Here is a 15,326-nt window from a genome sequence, read left to right on the forward strand (position 1 = left end):
TTTTGACGGGGGGAGGATCGGCAAGGGCTTATTGCCCGGCGCAACTGTCGTCCTTGCCGGCGACCAGGTCGAGGCAGCGGCCGTCAATCTGGTCCTTGGGCACGGGCAGCTTGATCAGCGCGGCGAGGCTGGGGAGGATGTCCACCGTCTCGACGCCCAGCGGCTGTTCGAAATGCTGCATGCCCTTGCGCCAGAACAGGATCGGCACGCGACGGTCCGTATCCCATGGCGAGCCATGGGTGGCGACCGAGCCCATCACCGCCTGTTCGGGGATCGACATGACGCGCGGCTTGAGCAGCAGCAGCAGATCGCCCGAGCGGCTGGGATAGAAGCTGGCGCGCGCTTCCTGGATCAGGCTCCAGCTTTCGGGCGGACCCGAGGGCGAGGGGGTGGCGGCGATTTCCGCCTTGGTGAAAACGGTCTGCACCTGCGGATGGGCGCGCAGATATTTGAGCGCTTCGGTCTCGACCCTGGCGCGCTGCGCGGCGGTCAGCCCCTTGTCATAATAGATGTCGCCCGACGGGCCATCGCTCCAGATCACCTTCTTGCCGGGCAGGCCGGCCTTTTCGGCGATGGTGGCATTGAGCGCCTTGGGTGTCAGCGCCATGTCGACGCGCTGTTCCATCGGCATCGCGTTCATGCGGTGGCGTTCGGGCAGGTCATGGCCACCATGGTCGGCGGTGAGCACCACGACATAGTCGATGCCGTCCTTGTCGAGCTTGTCGAAGAAGGCGCCGAGTTCCGTGTCGAGCCGGTCGACCTGGATGCAGCTTTCGGTGCCTTCGGTGCCGAAGGTGTGGCCGACATAGTCGGTTGCCGACAGGCCGATCGAGATGATGTCGGTCTGCGTCTGCTTGCCCAACTGCATGCTCTCGATCGCGGCGGCGGCGAAGGCGAGGGTCATCGCATCCTGCTCGGGCGAGATGCGGAAGCCCTTGAAGTCGCCGGCTTCGCGGGCGAAGCGGCCGGTGCCGACCGTCTTGTTGCCGGCCTGGACCGGGAAATCCTTCGACACGCATTGGGCGGGCAGCTCGAAGCCGGGATTGGGCTGGGCCAGGCGCTGGGCAAAGGCCTGGTTGACCTGGGTGACGAGCGGGGTGGGGGCGACGCCCTTGTAGCTGACATAGCCCTGCGGCCCGCCCAGCCACCAGACCTGGTCGGCGGTCGCGCCGCCCATCATGATCGCGGCGCGATCCTTGCCGGCGACCGACACGACGCGGGTGGCGGGGTTGGCCGCCTTCATCCGGCCGCCCAGCGTCGGCACCTTGAGGTGCAGGGGCGAGGCTTCATATTTGTCGCTGCTGCTGCCCGGCTGGCTTTCGTCCTCGGCACAATAGAGATTCTTATCCTCGCGCTTGGCGTCGAGGTCGAACCAGTTATTGGCGATGATGCCGGTGCGTGACGGGCGGCTGCCGGTCAGGATGGTCGAGTGGCCGGGGCAGGTCTCGGTCGCGGCGTGGCTCTGATAGCCGCGCGGGAAGACCGCGCCTTCGCTGGTCAGGCGCTTGAGGCCGCCGGTATAATATTGGCGATATTCGCTGAACAGGTCGGCCGAAAACTGGTCGACCGAGATGGCGACGATCAGCTTGGGCGGAGTCGCGGCAATGCTGCGGGCGGCCGGTGCAGGAGCGGCTGCAGGCGCGGGGCTCTGCGCCACGACGGGCATGGCAGTGGCGAGCAACAGTGCAGCGGCGACGTGTTTCAACATTATGGGTACCTTCTCATGCCTTGACGGCGGATAGGGAGCGACCTAGCCCCCTTGCATCCACCCGACCAGAGGCCCGATGCGGATTTTTCAAGTCATATTCGTGACGCTCGCCATGCTGGCGGGGCTGTCGATCGCATCGCCGGCCGTGCAGGCCCAGGCAGCCTTTGGCGGCGGCCCGGCGCATATCGCCGCGCAGTTGATGGCCGAAAGCACGGCGCCCGCGCCCGGCAAGGGCACGACCATCGCCTTTGCCATGAAGCCGGGAAAGGGCTGGCACGGCTATTGGGAAAATCCGGGCGATGCGGGCCTGGGCATGACCGTGACCTGGACCCTGCCCAAGGGCGTGACGATTGGCGCGCTGCGCTATCCGGTGCCCGAGACGCTGCTGATTTCGGGCCTGATGAACCATGTCTATGAAGGCCCCTATGCGGTGCTCGCCAATCTGGGCGTGGCGCCGGACGTGGCGGCGGGCACCCGCCTGCCGATCCGGGTGAAGGCCGAATGGCTGGCCTGCACCGACAAGATCTGCGTGCCGGAAAGCGGCGAACTGGCGCTGGAACTGGTCGCGGGCGACGGCAAGGTCGTGCCGGCGATGCAGGCGCGCTTCGATGGCTGGCGCGGCCATCTGCCCCGGCCGCTGGGCAGCGAGGCAACCTATCAGATCGTCGACGGCAAGCTGCGCCTGTCGGTGCCGTTCCCGGCCGATGCGCAGGCGCGCGACGTCCACCTCTTCCCGCTGAGCGACGGGCTGGCCCGCTTCGCCGCCGCGCAGAAGGTCAGCCGCGAGGGCGACCGGCTGCTGGTCGAGACGGAGGCGGGCGAGGGTTTCAAGGGCGGCGCTGCGCAGGCGGTGCTGCGCACCGGCGACCATGTCGGTTTCCTGCTGAGCGCCAAGCCCGGCGAGGTCGCGGCGATCGCGCCCAAGGGGCTCGCGGGCACGATATTGCTGGCGCTGGGCGGGGCGATATTGGGCGGGCTGCTGCTCAATGTCATGCCCTGCGTCTTCCCGATCCTGGGGTTGAAGGCCCTGAGCCTGGCCAAGGCGGGTGGTGACGAACGGGCGGCGCGTCGCGAGGCGCTGGCTTACACCCTTGGCGTGATCATCGCCTGTCTGGCTTTGGGCGGTCTTCTGCTCGGACTTCGTGCTGGTGGCGCGGCGCTGGGCTGGGCGTTCCAGTTGCAACGGCCCGAGATTATCATCCTGTTGCTTCTGCTGGTGACGGCCATAGCGCTCAATCTTGCCGGCCTGTTCGACCTGCCCGCTTTCGGCGGTGGCGATCGCTTGACCCGCCAGCAAGGCGCGGCCGGTGCCTTCTGGACCGGCGCGCTGGTCGCCTTCGTCGCGACGCCCTGCACCGGGCCGTTCATGGGCGCGGCGATGGGGACCGCGTTGGTATTGCCGCTGGGCGCGGCACTGGCGATTTTTGCCGGCCTTGGCCTTGGTCTGGCGCTGCCCTTCCTGTTGCTCGCTTATCTGCCGGCTTTGCGCAATCGCCTGCCGCGTCCTGGTGCGTGGATGGGCCGGTTGCAGCGCATCCTGTCGATCCCGATGTTCCTGACGGCGCTAGGCCTTGCCTGGCTGTTGTGGCGGCAGCGGGGCCTGGAGGGCTTGAGCATTGGTTTCTTCGCCGTGCTGGTGTTGGGCGGTGCGTTGGCATTCTATGGCGAAAGGCAGCGATCCGGAAAAAAGGGCGGCATGACATGGCTGGTTGGCGCTGCCCTGATCTGCGTTGTTGCCATAGCCTCGGTGCCCTATGCCGACCCTCGCCTCCAACATCAGGATGAAGGCAACGTCCTCGCCTTCGACGCGGAAAAGCTCGACGGGCTGCGCGCCGCGAACAAGCCGGTCTTCCTCTATTTCACCGCCGACTGGTGCCTGACCTGCAAGGCCAATGAAGCCGCCGCGATCGAGCGGGCGGAGGTGCGCGCGGCGTTCGAGAAGGCGGGCGTCACCGTCATGATGGGCGACTGGACCAATGCCGATCCGGCGATTACCCGCTTCCTTGAAGCGCAGGGCCGTTCGGGCGTGCCGCTCTACCTCTGGTACGCACCGGGCAAGGAGGCCCAGACATTGCCGCAGCTACTGACCCCGTCGACCCTCACCGGCCTGGTGCGCTGATGGCCAAGATTCGTGCCGACCAGTTGCTTGTCGACAATGGCCTCGCCGAAAGCCGGGCGCGGGCGCAGGCGCTGATTCTCGCCGGCCTCGTCTATCTCGGTGACAAGAAGGTCGAGAAGGCGGGGCAGCAGGTGGCGGCTGACGCAGAACTGGACGTGCGCGGGCGCGACCATCCCTGGGTCTCGCGCGGCGGCATCAAGCTGGCGCATGCGATCGATGAATATGGCATCGACGTCACCGGCTTCGTCGCGATCGACGTCGGCAGCTCGACCGGCGGCTTCACCGACGTGCTGCTGACCAAGGGCGCGGCAAAGGTCTATGCCGTCGACAGCGGCACCAACCAGCTCGCCTGGAAGCTGCGCTCAGACGATCGCGTCATCGTCCATGAGCAGACCAGCGCCCGCATCCTGACCGACGCCCATATCCCTGAGCCGGTCGACATCATCGTGTGCGACGCCAGCTTCATCAGCCTGGCCAAGGTGCTGGAAAAACCGATCGGTTTCGCCCGGCCCGGCGCGCAGCTGGTCGCCCTCATCAAGCCGCAGTTCGAGGCAGGGCGCGAGGAAGTGGGCAAGGGCGGGGTGGTGCGCGATCCCGCCATCCACCAGCGCGTCTGCGACGAAGTCGCTGCCTGGGTCCGTGAGAAGGGCTGGGAAGTGCTTGGAATCACGACTAGTCCGATCACCGGACCGCAGGGCAATGTCGAATTTCTGATTCACGCGCGGCTTGGCGGATAATCGCGCCAGCTTCGTTACCCGCCCTGCGATACATTTTGACACATTCCATGCGGTTGTGTCCGTCACAAAGGCCCGTTAGCCCCTCGTCATGCGCTCGACCCTGCCTGTCATTCTCGTTGCCCTTTGTCTTGCCGGTTGCGGCGGAGAGAAGGAAAAGAAAGCTCGCCCGCCAGCCCTGGTGGAGGCGGTGGCGATTGCGCCCACCCGCTTCACCGACAATGTCGAGGCGGTCGGCACCGCGCTCGCCAATGAGCAGGTGATATTGTCCGCGCCGGTGACCGAGCGGATCGACGTGCTGAACTTCACCGATGGCGGTTTCGTGTCCAAGGGGCAGGTGATCGCCCGCATGGCCGTGGGCCAGGAAAAGGCCGAGCTGGCTGCGGCCGAGGCGACTGCGCTGCAGGCCGACCAGCAGTTGAAGCGTATCCAGGCGCTCAAGTCGCGCGGCTTTGCCACCGGCGCCACGGTCGAGCAGCAGATTGCGCTCGCCAGCAGCGCCCGTGCCAATGCCGACCTCGCCCGCGCCGGCATCGGCGACCGCACCATCCGCGCGCCGTTCAGCGGCTGGGTTTCCCTGCGCACGGTCTCGCCCGGCGCGGTCATCACCGCCGGCACCGCGATCGCCACGGTCAGCGATATTTCGCGGATCAAGCTGGACTTCACCGTGCCCGAGACGCGGCTGTCGATGATCCGCGAGGGCATGCCGATCAAGGCACTGTCCGCCGCCTGGCCCGACCGGCCATTCAATGGCACGATCGCAACGATCGACCCGGTGATTGATCCCGCCACGCGTGCCGTGCGGGTCCGCGCGATCATGCCCAATCCCGACAAGGCGCTGAAGCCCGGCATGCTGCTGACCGTCAGCGTCTTTTCGCGCGAGCGCCAGTCGCTGGGCGTACCCGAACTGGCCGTGATCGGCGATGGCGACGAGCGTTTCGTCTTCGTGCTGGACGGTCGCACCGCCAAGCGGACGAAGGTCGAAACCGGCATCCGCCAGAACGGCCTGGTCGAAATATTGGGCGGCGTGAAGGCGGGCCAGCAGATCGTGACCGAAGGCGTGGTGAAGCTGACCGACGGCGCGCCGGTGCGCCTGGCCGGCGACAAGAAGGGTGATGACGACAAGGGCGGCAAGACCGCCAAGGCCGCCGGCTAAGCCGATGCAGCTCTCCGATCTCTCGGTCCGCCGGCCGGTCTTTTCGGCGGTGGTCGCGGTGCTGATGTGCATCGTCGGCCTGGTTGGCTATTTTAGCCTGTCGGTCCGCGAATATCCCGATACCGACCCGCCGATCGTCTCGGTCGAGACGACCTATACCGGCGCCGCCGCGTCGGTGGTGGAAACCCGCATCACCCAGCAGATCGAGGATGCGGTCGCGGGCGTGCAGGGCATCCAGACCATCACCTCGACCTCGCAGGACGGCACGTCCAACATCAATATCGAGTTCGATCCCTCGCGTGATATCGACAGCGCCGCCAATGACGTGCGTGACCGTGTCGGCTCCGTGACGCAGGATTTGCCAGAGGATGCGCTGGCGCCCGAGATCCGCAAGGTCGATTCCGACGCGCGATCGATCCTGTTCCTCGCCTTCTCGCGCCCCGGCTGGTCGCCGATCCAGATCAGCGACTATCTCGACCGCAACATTGCCGACCGCTTCGCCGCGATCGACGGCGTCGCCCGCGTCACCATCGGCGGCGAGGCGCGGCCGTCGACCCGTATCTGGTTCAACGCGGAAAAGCTGGCCGCCTTCGGCCTGACCCCGGCCGATGTCGAGGCGGCGCTGCGCACGCAGAATGTCGAATTGCCCGCCGGCCGCTTTGAATCGAAGGATCAGAACCAGACGCTGCGCGTCGAGCGGCCCTTCGCCACGCCGGACCAGTTCGCGCAACTGGTCGTGGGCCGGGGCGAGGATGGCTATCAGGTGAAGCTGGGCGATGTCGCCCGGATCGAGGAAGGGGCCGAAAACCCCTATAGCAGCTTCCGTTCCAACCAGGGCACGGCGATCGGCATCGGCATCATCCGCCAGTCGGGCGCCAACACGCTGGAAGTGGCGCAAAAGGCCAAGGCGCTGATCAAGGAGCTGGAGCCGACCCTGCCCAAGGGCATGAAGGTGGCGATCGGCACCGACGAATCCCTGTTCATCGAACGCGCGATCGACAATGTCTATGACACGCTGATCGAGGCGGCCCTGCTCGTCATCCTCGTCATCTTCCTGTTCCTGGGATCGGTGCGCGCGACGATCGTGCCGGCCGTCACGGTGCCGATCTGCCTGCTCGCCACCTGCGCGGTGATGTGGCTGCTTGGCCTGTCGATCAACCTGCTGACCCTGCTCGCCTTCGTCCTCGCGATCGGCCTGGTGGTGGACGATGCGATCGTGGTGCTGGAAAATGTCTATCACCGCGTCGAACAGGGCGACGATCCGCTGGTCGCCGCCTATCTCGGCACGCGGCAGGTGGGCTTTGCCATCATCTCGACCACGCTGGTCGTCTGCGCCGTGTTCGTGCCGGTGATGTTCCTGGCCGGCCAGACCGGCCTCTTGTTCCGCGAACTTGCCATCGCGATGATCGCGGCGATCGGCTTTTCGGGCTTCATCTCCTTGAGCCTCGCGCCGATGCTCTGCTCCAAGCTGCTCAAGAATGCCGAGCGTGGCCGGCTGGCGCGCTGGGTCGATGATCGCTTCCAGCGGATCGAGCATGGCTATGGCCGCTGGCTCGACTGGACCTTGAAGAAACCTCTGATGCCGCTGCTGGGCGTTGCGATCTTCCTGGGCGTCGCCTTCTTCCTCTTCACCCGCCTGCCGGCCGAACTGGCCCCGGCCGAGGATACCGGCGTGGTCGAGGCCAATATCAACGCGCCCGAAGGCACCGGCTTCGACCGGATGATGGCCTATATGCAGAAGATCGAGAATGATCTCGCCTTCCTGCGCAAGGATGGCACGCTGCAGAATCTGGTGATCCGCACCCCCGGCGGCTTCGGCACCACCGACGATTATAACAACGGCAATGTCATCGCCTTCCTGCGGCCGTGGGAAGACCGGACCATCACCACGGCGGAAGTCGCGACCATCATCAACAAGGTGATCGCCGACCAGCCGGGCGTGCGCGGCAATGCCGCGCCGCGATCGGGCCTGGGCCGTGGTCGCGGCCTGCCGGTCAATATCGTGCTGGCCGGCTCCACCTATGAGGGGCTGGTGGCGGCGCGCGACCGCATCATGCTGGCGGCGGCGAGCTATCCGGGGCTCATCAACCTCGACAGCGATTATAAGGAAACCAAGCCGCAGATGCGGATCGAGACCGATCTGCAGCGCGCCGGCGACCTGGGCGTGTCGGTGAACGATGTCAGCCAGGCGCTGCAAAGCCTGCTCGGTTCGCGCCGCGTCACCACCTATGTCGACCGGGGCGAGGAATATCGCGTGCTCGTGCAGGCGGAGCGTGACGGGCGCCAGACGCTCGCCGATCTGGAACGTATCCAGGTGCGCAGCCGCAGCGGCGTGCTGGTGCCGCTGTCGGCGGTCGTGACCGTGCGCGAAGTGGCCGGGCCACGCCAGCTCAACCGCTATAACAAGCTGCGCGCCATCACCCTGACCGCCGCGCTGGCGCCGGGCACGTCGCTGGGGCAGGGGCTGGCCTTCCTGGAGGACCAGGCGCGCCAGTCGCCCGAGGTGCTGGCGATCGGCTATCGGGGCGAAAGCCAGTCGCTGCGCGAGACCGGCGGGTCGATCTGGGTCGTCTTCGGCCTCACCATCCTGATCGTCTATCTGCTGCTCGCCGCGCAGTTCGAAAGCTTCATCCATCCCGGCGTCATCATCGCGACGGTGCCGCTGGCGGTGGCGGGCGGCGCGCTGGGCCTGGCGATCACTGGCGGGTCGATCAACCTCTATAGCCAGATCGGCATCGTCATGCTGGTGGGCCTGGCCGCCAAGAACGGCATCCTGATCGTCGAGTTCGCCAACCAGCTGCGCGACGAGGGGATGGAGATTGCCGAGGCGATCCGCGAGGCGGCCAAGCGGCGTCTGCGCCCGATCCTGATGACGTCGATCGCGACCGTCATCGGTGCGGTGCCGCTGGTGCTGCGCGGCGGGGCCGGTGCGGCGGCGCGCCATTCGATCGGCGTGGTGATCGTGTTCGGTGTCAGCCTGGCGACGCTCATCACCCTGTTCCTCATTCCCATTTTCTATTCGCGCGTTGCCAAGCGCACGGTTTCTCCGCAAACCGTTGGTCGCAAACTGGATTCGGCGCTCAAGGATTCGCCCGAACCCGCCGAATAGCTTGGAGCTGCGTTGCCGATGAACGAGATCGCGTCCCAGGGTCAGTTGCGTCTTGCCTATCTGCGCTGGGCGTTGGTCACGGTGCCCGCGATCGTCTTTCTCGGCTTCCTGTCGGGCAGGCTCGCCAATAGCGGTTTTGGCAATCGCTGGTTCGCCTCGCTCAACCTGCCCGCGCTGATGCCGCCGGGTTGGGCCTTCGCCGTCGCCTGGACGATCCTTTATATACTGATGGCGCTGGCCTTCGCGATCGTGCTGCATGCGCGCGGGGCCAGGGGGCGGGGCGCGGCGGTCGCGCTGTTCCTGGTGCAGCTGGCGTTCAACCTTGCCTGGTCGCCGCTCTTCTTTCGCGCGCATCAGGTCGGTGCGGCGCTGGGGCTGATCCTTGTGCTGGCGCTCTTGGTGGCGGTCACCACCACCCTGTTCTGGCGGATCCGTCCCTTTGCCGGTGCGTTGATGTTGCCCTATCTGGTCTGGCTGGTCTTTGCCTCCTACCTCAACTATGAGGTCGGCCGCCTGAACCCGGATGCGCACAGGCTTGTCGCGCCGGCACTCCAGACCCAGATATGATTTCGGCGCATCCACGCGCCTGATACGAGGATAGACGATCATGCAGAGCGAGAACCGCTTTTTCGACGACCTGGCCAAGCTGGTGAACGGCGCTGCCGGCACGGTCGCGGGCATAACCCGCGAGTTCGAATCCAATGCGCGCGAACGCGCCAAGGAATGGATCGGCGGCGTCGACTTCGTCAGCCGCGAGGAATTTGACGCGGTCAAGGCGATGGCCGCCGCCGCGCGCGAGGAAGTCGAACTGCTCAAGGCCCGCCTCGACGCGCTGGAAGGCAAGGCGCCCGAACCGGTCACCAAGACCGTGCGCGCCGCCAAGACGAAAGCTGTGGATAAGGATGCGGGCGCCGAGTAAGCGCCCTGTCCTTTCGCCGCTTGCGGTGATAAAGGCGCGCCGATGATGGATAGCGACGAATTTGAGAATGGCGGCCATGAGGCCGCGCCGATCGACATGCTGGCGGCCTTTTACGAGGCGCATGGCTGGAGCTATGAGCAGGTCGGCGAGGACGAGATCGTCGCGAGTACCCAGGGGTCGTGGGCGCAATATGAGCTGCGCGGCATCTGGCGTGACGAGGATCAGGTGCTGCAGCTTCTCGCGCTGCCCGACATCCGCGTCAACGACGACAAGCGCGCCGTCATCTACGAGACGCTGGGCCTGATCAACGAACAGCTCTGGCTCGGCCATTTCGAGCTGTGGTCGTCGAGCGGCATCATCCTGTTCCGCCATGGCGCCTTGCTGGGGCAGGGCGGCACGCTGACGCTGGACCAGGCGCAGGTGCTGATCGAGACCGCGATCGACGAGTGCGAGCGTTTCTATCCCGTGTTCCAGTTCGTCCTGTGGGGCGGCAAGAGCCCGAGCGAGGCGATCAGCGCGAGCCTGATCGAAACCCGCGGCGAAGCCTGACATATCTGCCTGAAAGCCTGACCATGACCATTGCCTGCTGGCCCGAACATCTTTTCCTTGTCGGCTGCGGCAACATGGCCGGGCAGATGCTGACCCGCTGGCTGGCCTGCGGGCTCGACCCCGCCCGCGTCACCGTGCTGCGGCCGAGCGGCAAGCCGGTGGCGCAGGGCGTGACCGTCGTCACCGCCTATCCCGCGGCGCTGCCAGCTGGCACGACTGTGCTGCTGGGCATGAAGCCCTATCAGATTGCCGATGTCGCGGCCGGGCTTGCGCCGCTGCTGACGGCGGAAACGCGGCTGGTGTCGATCCTGGCCGGCACGCCGATCGCCGACCTGCGCCGGCATTTCCCGGCACCGCGGGATGTCGTCTGCGCCATGCCCAACCTGCCGGTCGGGCTGGGCGAGGGCGTGGTCGCGCTCTACACCGATGCGGCGACGGAAGCGGTAGCCAAGGCCGACATCGCCGCGCTGATCGCGCCGCTGGGCCTGGCCGAATGGATGGGTGACGAAGCCCTGTTCAATCAGGTGACGGCCCTGTCGGGCTGCGGCCCGGCCTTCCTGTTCCGTTTCATCGATGCGTTGTCGCGCGCCGGCGAGGCGCTGGGCATTCCCGCCGATCAGGCCGCGCGCATGGCGCTGGCCACGGTGCAGGGATCGGCGAACATGGCGGCGCGCGCCAGCGTCAGCCCGGCGACCCTGGCGGATCAGGTCGCCAGCCCCGGCGGCATGACGCGCCAGGGCCTCAATGTGCTGGACGCCGACAATCGCCTGCTCGACCTTCTGACCGACACGCTGGTCGCCGCGCGTGACCGTGGTGCGGCGATGGCGCGGGGCGAATAGGGACGGTTCCGGTCCGCGCCATTATCCGTTAAGGGGGCGCGATCGATATACGGAGTCCGTTCATGCTGTCCCCCGAAACCCCCATCCTGCTGCTCACCACCGGTGGCACGATCGACAAGGTCTATTTCGACGCCCTGTCCGACTATCAGGTCGGTGAGACGGTGATGGCCAAGCTGTTGCAGGTGGCACGGGTCAAGCGCCCCTTCCGGATCGAGGAAATCACCCGCAAGGACAGTCTGGAACTGGACGACACCGATCGTGCGCTGATCGCCGCCCGCGTTGCCGCCGCGCGCGAGAAGCATATCGTCATCACCCATGGCACCGACACCATGACCGAGACGGCCAAGCTGTTGCAGGATATTCCCGGCAAGACCGTCGTGCTGGTCGGTGCGCTGGCCCCGGCGCGCTTTGGCGAGAGCGATGCGAGCTTCAACCTTGGCATGGCTTTCGCCACCGCGCAGGTCGCCGAACCGGGCGTCTATATCACCATGAGCGGATCGGTGTTCCGCGCCGACAAGGTGGTCAAGGACCGCGCCAAGGGCGCCTTCGTCCCGACCGGCGAGTAAGGCGGGCCAGCGGGGCGGCTGAAACCTTTGCCCGCTCTCCGGCATTGTTGCCCCCACGGGGTGACAAAGAGGAGAGACTATATGGCAGATTATCAGGAACGCCCGGCGCCCACGACGACCATCATCGAAAAGCGCAGCGGCGGCGGTGGCACGACGATCGCGATCCTGTTGCTGGTCGTGGTGGTGGCTGTTGCCGCCTTCTTCCTGATCAGCAGCCAGACCCGCAAGGATGATGCCGTGTCGAGCGCGGCGAGCCAGGTCGGTCAGGCCGCGAGCGATGTCGGCGACGCCGCCAAGGATGCCGCCGATTCGGTAAAGGGCAATTGATCCAAAGGGCCGGCTTCCACAGCGAAGCCGGCCCTTTTTCAGACCATGATCCTGTCGAGCGCAGCGCAGAAGGCCTGCATGTCGGCCATCGAGCCGACGGTGACGCGCGACATGGTGGGCCAGGGCGCCCAGTTACGGCCGATGCCGACGCCTGCCGCCAGGAACTGGGCCTGCACCCCGGCCGCCGGCTTGCCCCAGTCGACCATGAACATGTTGGCGTCCGACGGGATGAACTTGACCCCGCGCTTGGTGAGATGGGCGAAGGTGAAGTCGCGCGCGGCGATCATCTCGGCCCGGCGCTGCTCGATCAGCGCCTTCTGCGTCAGCGCCACCGTGCCGCACACGACCGAGGGCAGGGGCAGGTTGGTCGACATGCGCTTGCCGTCATAGCGCATCATTTTGGCATGCAGGTCCGGCCGCGCGATGGTGGCGCCCAGCCGCATGCCGGCCATGCCGAACAGCTTGGAGAAGGTGCGCAGCACGATCACGTCCTTGCCCTGCGCAACCAGCGGCGCGGCCGACTGGCCGTGCGAGAAATGGAGATAGGCTTCGTCCACCAGGACGATCGATCCGGCCGGCTTGTTGGCGACCAGCCATTCGATGTCGGCCACCGGCGTCAGCGTGCCGGTGGGGTTGTTGGGCGAGCAGATATAATAGAGGCCGGCGTCCGGATTGGCGGCCAGCATCGCCTTCACGTCGTGGCGATAATCGGGCGTCAGCGGCACCTTCGTCACCTTGGCGCCGGCCCATTCCGCCGTGCCCCAGGGCTGTTCATAGCTGACATCGGCGGTCACCAGCCCCTTTTGCGGCGAGCAGAAGGCGACGACGATGCGCGAGAGCGGGTCGCTGGACCCCGGCCAGGGCAGGACATGGTCGACCGGCACGCCTTCGATGGTCGCGAGCGCCTTCTTGAAGTCGGTGACTTCGGTGCCGGGGTGATAGAAATTGGCGTGGGACACGATCTTCGCCGCGGCGGCCTGGGCGACGGGGAAGGGGCCGGTCCAGCATTCGTTGGAGCCGATCCGCACCTTGGGGAAATTGCCTTCTTCCGGGCCGTCATTGTGCTGCGCCCAGACCGGGGTGCCGGCGGTGGCGACCGCCACGCCCGCGCCCAGCACGCCCAATATGCGGGCGGCGTCGCGGCGCGAATAGCCGCGCTGGATCAGATCCTGCTGCGCGTCATCTTGGTCGGTCATGGCTATTCCCCTATGCGTCCTGAAGAACGGTTCGGGGGAGTCAACGGACGAGGGCAGGATTCCCGCAATGGCCCTGCCGTAACGAAGAAGGGCGCCCTCTGGGAGGGCGCCCTTCGTCATGTTTCAGCCTGTTCGGGCGAAGGGATCAGCCTTCGACCTTGGCATATTTCGGTGCGGCCTCATTGAGGATGCGCAGGATCTTCTGCAGCGCGGTGGGCTCGTCGGTCTCTTCCATTGCGGCGAGTTCGCGGGCGAGGCGGCTGGAAGCGGCCTCGAAGATCTGGCGCTCGGAATAGCTCTGCTCGGGCTGGTCGTCGGCACGGAACAGGTCGCGGGTCACTTCGGCGATCGACACCAGGTCGCCCGAATTGATCTTCGCTTCATATTCCTGGGCGCGGCGCGACCACATGGTGCGCTTGACCTTGGGCTTGCCCTTCAGGGTTTCCATCGATTCCTCCAGCGTCTTGTTGGAGGACAGCTTGCGCATGCCGACGCCTTCGGCCTTGTTGGTGGGAACGCGCAGCGTCATGCGCTCCTTTTCGAAACGGAGCACATACAGCTCCAGTTCCATGCCCGCGATCTGCTCCTTTTGGAGTTCGATCACACGGCCCACGCCGTGCTTGGGGTAAACGACATAATCACCAACGTCAAAGGACAGCGCCTTGGCAGCCATTTGAAACCTTTCTATTCAACCGGGGAACGGGCCGTCGCGGGGCAGGTGCAGCAGGGGCACGAGTCGGGGAAAGTCCGCGGCGTCACCGTCAAGACATGATGCGAATACTCCAGGACGAACGCGACCATGTTCGTCCGCTGGGCGCTATTTAGCAGATTCGTAACAAAATTGCCACCCCCGGACACAAAGTCTGGGGGTGCGGCACAAAATGGGACGCTGCGCCTTGATGGCGCAGGATAATATCGATCAGCTGCCCTCGCCGGGTTCGGGCGAGAAGAACTGCTCCAGCTTGTTCTCTACGCCGCTCATCGCGTCGGCGTCAGCCGGGGCCTCGCCCTTGACCGTGATGTTGGGCCATTCGGCCGAATATTTGGTGTTGAGTTCCAGCCACTTTTCAAGGCCGTTCTCGGTGTCGGGCAGGATCGCCTCGGCCGGGCATTCCGGTTCGCACACGCCGCAGTCGATGCACTCATTGGGATTGATGACCAGCATGTTCTCGCCCTCGTAGAAACAGTCCACGGGGCAGACCTCGACGCAATCCATATATTTGCAGCGGATGCAGTTGTCGGTCACGACATAGGTCATTGTCAGGGCACTCTTTGGGTTGCGACAGCGGCGGCCCTGCTATGCCCGGCGCGCGCGAAGGTCAATGAGGATAATGTTGACGGGCGCGTAGGGGCGGTTTTGTGCTGTCGGCAGCGCAGATGGTCGGTCGGGCCGCCCGTTCGAGCGGCCCGAGCCATCGTCAGTTGCGCACGTCGGATTCGGTGACGGGCGAGATCTTGATCTCGACGCGGCGATTGGCGGCCTTGCCTTCCTCGGTTGCGTTGGACGCGATCGGCTGGGTTTCGCCAAAGCCGCGGGTGGCGATGCGGGCCGACTGGACGCCATGGCTGGTCAGATAGCCGGCGACCGACTGCGCGCGGCGTTCCGACAGCGTCTGGTTATAGGCGTCCGACCCGTCGCTGTCGGTGTGGCCATAAACGTCGATATAGGTCTTGGGATATTGCGACAGGATCGAGGATACCTCGTCCAGCGTGGGGCGGAACTGCGGCTGGACGCTGGCGTCGTTGAACGCGAAGGTGATGCCCGAGGGCATGCGCAGCAGCAGGTCGTCGCCCTGGCGGATCACGTCGACACCGCTGCCGGCGGTCTGCTGTCGCAGCTTGCGTTCCTGTTCGTCCATGTAGGAGCCGATACCGGCGCCCGCGATCGCGCCGATGCCGGCGCCCAGGATCTTTTCGGTGCGGTCATGCCGGCCGCCGACCAGATCGCCCAGCAGATAGCCGCCCAGCGCGCCGCCGATGCCGCCGATCGCCGCCTTCGACATGCGCTTCTGCCCGGTTTCCGGGTCGGTGGTGCAGGCGGTGGTGGTCAGCATCGCGGCCAGGCCGGCCGCCATCATGATCCGGTGCGAAATCCTCATTCTTC

15 protein-coding genes are annotated in these 15,326 nt (G+C 66.0%); 10 read left to right on the forward strand and 5 right to left on the reverse strand.

The genetic code is table 11. From position 1 onward, the window contains the following. Positions 1-28: 28 nt before the first annotated feature. Positions 29-1,708 (reverse strand): alkaline phosphatase family protein, encoded by a 1,680-nt coding sequence (locus JQK15_RS13785; RefSeq protein ID WP_214866109.1) that lies wholly within the window; start codon positions 1,706-1,708, stop codon positions 29-31. A gap of 76 nt (positions 1,709-1,784) precedes the next feature. Between JQK15_RS13785 and JQK15_RS13790 the strand changes: the two genes are divergently transcribed. From JQK15_RS13790 to JQK15_RS13835, 10 genes are all read left to right on the forward strand, one after another. Beyond that, the gene (locus JQK15_RS13790; RefSeq protein ID WP_214866110.1) at positions 1,785-3,827 is read left to right on the forward strand and encodes a protein-disulfide reductase DsbD family protein; all 2,043 of its coding nucleotides are present in this window, start codon (positions 1,785-1,787) and stop codon (positions 3,825-3,827) included. Beyond that, complete coding sequence (locus JQK15_RS13795; protein WP_214866111.1) at positions 3,827-4,564, forward strand: TlyA family RNA methyltransferase; 738 nt, start codon at positions 3,827-3,829, stop codon at positions 4,562-4,564. The genes JQK15_RS13790 and JQK15_RS13795 overlap by 1 nt, the downstream gene beginning before the upstream one ends. 88 nt (positions 4,565-4,652) lie before the next feature. After that, the gene (locus JQK15_RS13800; RefSeq protein WP_037518069.1) at positions 4,653-5,717 is read left to right on the forward strand and encodes an efflux RND transporter periplasmic adaptor subunit; all 1,065 of its coding nucleotides are present in this window, start codon (positions 4,653-4,655) and stop codon (positions 5,715-5,717) included. A 4-nt stretch (positions 5,718-5,721) separates the two neighbouring features. Next, positions 5,722-8,826 (forward strand): efflux RND transporter permease subunit, encoded by a 3,105-nt coding sequence (locus JQK15_RS13805; protein WP_214866112.1) that lies wholly within the window; start codon positions 5,722-5,724, stop codon positions 8,824-8,826. A gap of 18 nt (positions 8,827-8,844) precedes the next feature. Further along, positions 8,845-9,393 carry a TspO/MBR family protein gene (locus JQK15_RS13810; RefSeq protein ID WP_214866113.1) on the forward strand — a complete coding sequence of 183 codons (549 nt, stop codon included), beginning with the start codon at positions 8,845-8,847 and terminating at the stop codon, positions 9,391-9,393. Between the two features lie 40 nt (positions 9,394-9,433). Beyond that, positions 9,434-9,745 carry an accessory factor UbiK family protein gene (locus tag JQK15_RS13815; RefSeq protein WP_214866114.1) on the forward strand — a complete coding sequence of 104 codons (312 nt, stop codon included), beginning with the start codon at positions 9,434-9,436 and terminating at the stop codon, positions 9,743-9,745. 42 nt (positions 9,746-9,787) lie between these two features. After that, entirely contained in the window at positions 9,788-10,294 is a 507-nt protein-coding gene (locus JQK15_RS13820; RefSeq protein WP_004211091.1) for a type III secretion system chaperone family protein, read from the forward strand. Between the two features lie 23 nt (positions 10,295-10,317). Beyond that, positions 10,318-11,133, forward strand: a complete 816-nt coding sequence (locus tag JQK15_RS13825; protein WP_214866115.1) for a pyrroline-5-carboxylate reductase family protein — start codon at positions 10,318-10,320, stop codon at positions 11,131-11,133. 62 nt (positions 11,134-11,195) lie between these two features. Then, positions 11,196-11,699 (forward strand): asparaginase domain-containing protein, encoded by a 504-nt coding sequence (locus JQK15_RS13830; RefSeq protein ID WP_004211094.1) that lies wholly within the window; start codon positions 11,196-11,198, stop codon positions 11,697-11,699. An 81-nt stretch (positions 11,700-11,780) separates the two neighbouring features. Further along, positions 11,781-12,026 carry a hypothetical protein gene (locus tag JQK15_RS13835; protein WP_004211096.1) on the forward strand — a complete coding sequence of 82 codons (246 nt, stop codon included), beginning with the start codon at positions 11,781-11,783 and terminating at the stop codon, positions 12,024-12,026. A 38-nt stretch (positions 12,027-12,064) separates the two neighbouring features. Here the strand turns inward: JQK15_RS13835 and JQK15_RS13840 are convergent, their stop codons facing one another. The 4 genes from JQK15_RS13840 to JQK15_RS13855 form a co-directional block, all read right to left on the reverse strand. Then, the gene (locus JQK15_RS13840; protein WP_214866116.1) at positions 12,065-13,222 is read right to left on the reverse strand and encodes a pyridoxal phosphate-dependent aminotransferase; all 1,158 of its coding nucleotides are present in this window, start codon (positions 13,220-13,222) and stop codon (positions 12,065-12,067) included. Between the two features lie 145 nt (positions 13,223-13,367). After that, positions 13,368-13,895 (reverse strand): CarD family transcriptional regulator, encoded by a 528-nt coding sequence (locus JQK15_RS13845; RefSeq protein WP_004211100.1) that lies wholly within the window; start codon positions 13,893-13,895, stop codon positions 13,368-13,370. Between the two features lie 246 nt (positions 13,896-14,141). Then, the gene (gene fdxA / locus JQK15_RS13850) at positions 14,142-14,480 is read right to left on the reverse strand and encodes a ferredoxin FdxA (RefSeq protein WP_004211101.1); all 339 of its coding nucleotides are present in this window, start codon (positions 14,478-14,480) and stop codon (positions 14,142-14,144) included. 160 nt (positions 14,481-14,640) lie between these two features. Beyond that, the gene (locus tag JQK15_RS13855; RefSeq protein ID WP_026108966.1) at positions 14,641-15,321 is read right to left on the reverse strand and encodes a YiaD family glycine zipper/OmpA-like lipoprotein; all 681 of its coding nucleotides are present in this window, start codon (positions 15,319-15,321) and stop codon (positions 14,641-14,643) included. Positions 15,322-15,326 lie beyond the last annotated feature (5 nt).

It is taken from the genome of Sphingobium sp. BHU LFT2 (genome assembly GCF_018604485.1).
GTDB classification, from domain to species: domain Bacteria; phylum Pseudomonadota; class Alphaproteobacteria; order Sphingomonadales; family Sphingomonadaceae; genus Sphingobium; species Sphingobium yanoikuyae_A.

Excerpts from the sequence above, each read along its gene's own strand:
- JQK15_RS13845 (WP_004211100.1), bottom strand. The coding sequence starts at position 13,895 with ATGGCTGCCAAGGCGCTGTCCTTTGACGTTGGTGATTATGTCGTTTAC.
- JQK15_RS13820 (WP_004211091.1), top strand. The coding sequence starts at position 9,788 with ATGATGGATAGCGACGAATTTGAGAATGGCGGCCATGAGGCCGCGCCG.
- JQK15_RS13840 (WP_214866116.1), bottom strand. The coding sequence starts at position 13,222 with ATGACCGACCAAGATGACGCGCAGCAGGATCTGATCCAGCGCGGCTAT.
- JQK15_RS13795 (WP_214866111.1), top strand. The coding sequence starts at position 3,827 with ATGGCCAAGATTCGTGCCGACCAGTTGCTTGTCGACAATGGCCTCGCC.
- JQK15_RS13825 (WP_214866115.1), top strand. The coding sequence starts at position 10,318 with ATGACCATTGCCTGCTGGCCCGAACATCTTTTCCTTGTCGGCTGCGGC.
- JQK15_RS13835 (WP_004211096.1), top strand. The coding sequence starts at position 11,781 with ATGGCAGATTATCAGGAACGCCCGGCGCCCACGACGACCATCATCGAA.
- JQK15_RS13805 (WP_214866112.1), top strand. The coding sequence starts at position 5,722 with ATGCAGCTCTCCGATCTCTCGGTCCGCCGGCCGGTCTTTTCGGCGGTG.
- JQK15_RS13790 (WP_214866110.1), top strand. The coding sequence starts at position 1,785 with ATGCGGATTTTTCAAGTCATATTCGTGACGCTCGCCATGCTGGCGGGG.
- JQK15_RS13830 (WP_004211094.1), top strand. The coding sequence starts at position 11,196 with ATGCTGTCCCCCGAAACCCCCATCCTGCTGCTCACCACCGGTGGCACG.
- JQK15_RS13810 (WP_214866113.1), top strand. The coding sequence starts at position 8,845 with ATGAACGAGATCGCGTCCCAGGGTCAGTTGCGTCTTGCCTATCTGCGC.
- fdxA (WP_004211101.1), bottom strand. The coding sequence starts at position 14,480 with ATGACCTATGTCGTGACCGACAACTGCATCCGCTGCAAATATATGGAT.
- JQK15_RS13815 (WP_214866114.1), top strand. The coding sequence starts at position 9,434 with ATGCAGAGCGAGAACCGCTTTTTCGACGACCTGGCCAAGCTGGTGAAC.
- JQK15_RS13785 (WP_214866109.1), bottom strand. The coding sequence starts at position 1,708 with ATGTTGAAACACGTCGCCGCTGCACTGTTGCTCGCCACTGCCATGCCC.
- JQK15_RS13855 (WP_026108966.1), bottom strand. The coding sequence starts at position 15,321 with ATGAGGATTTCGCACCGGATCATGATGGCGGCCGGCCTGGCCGCGATG.
- JQK15_RS13800 (WP_037518069.1), top strand. The coding sequence starts at position 4,653 with ATGCGCTCGACCCTGCCTGTCATTCTCGTTGCCCTTTGTCTTGCCGGT.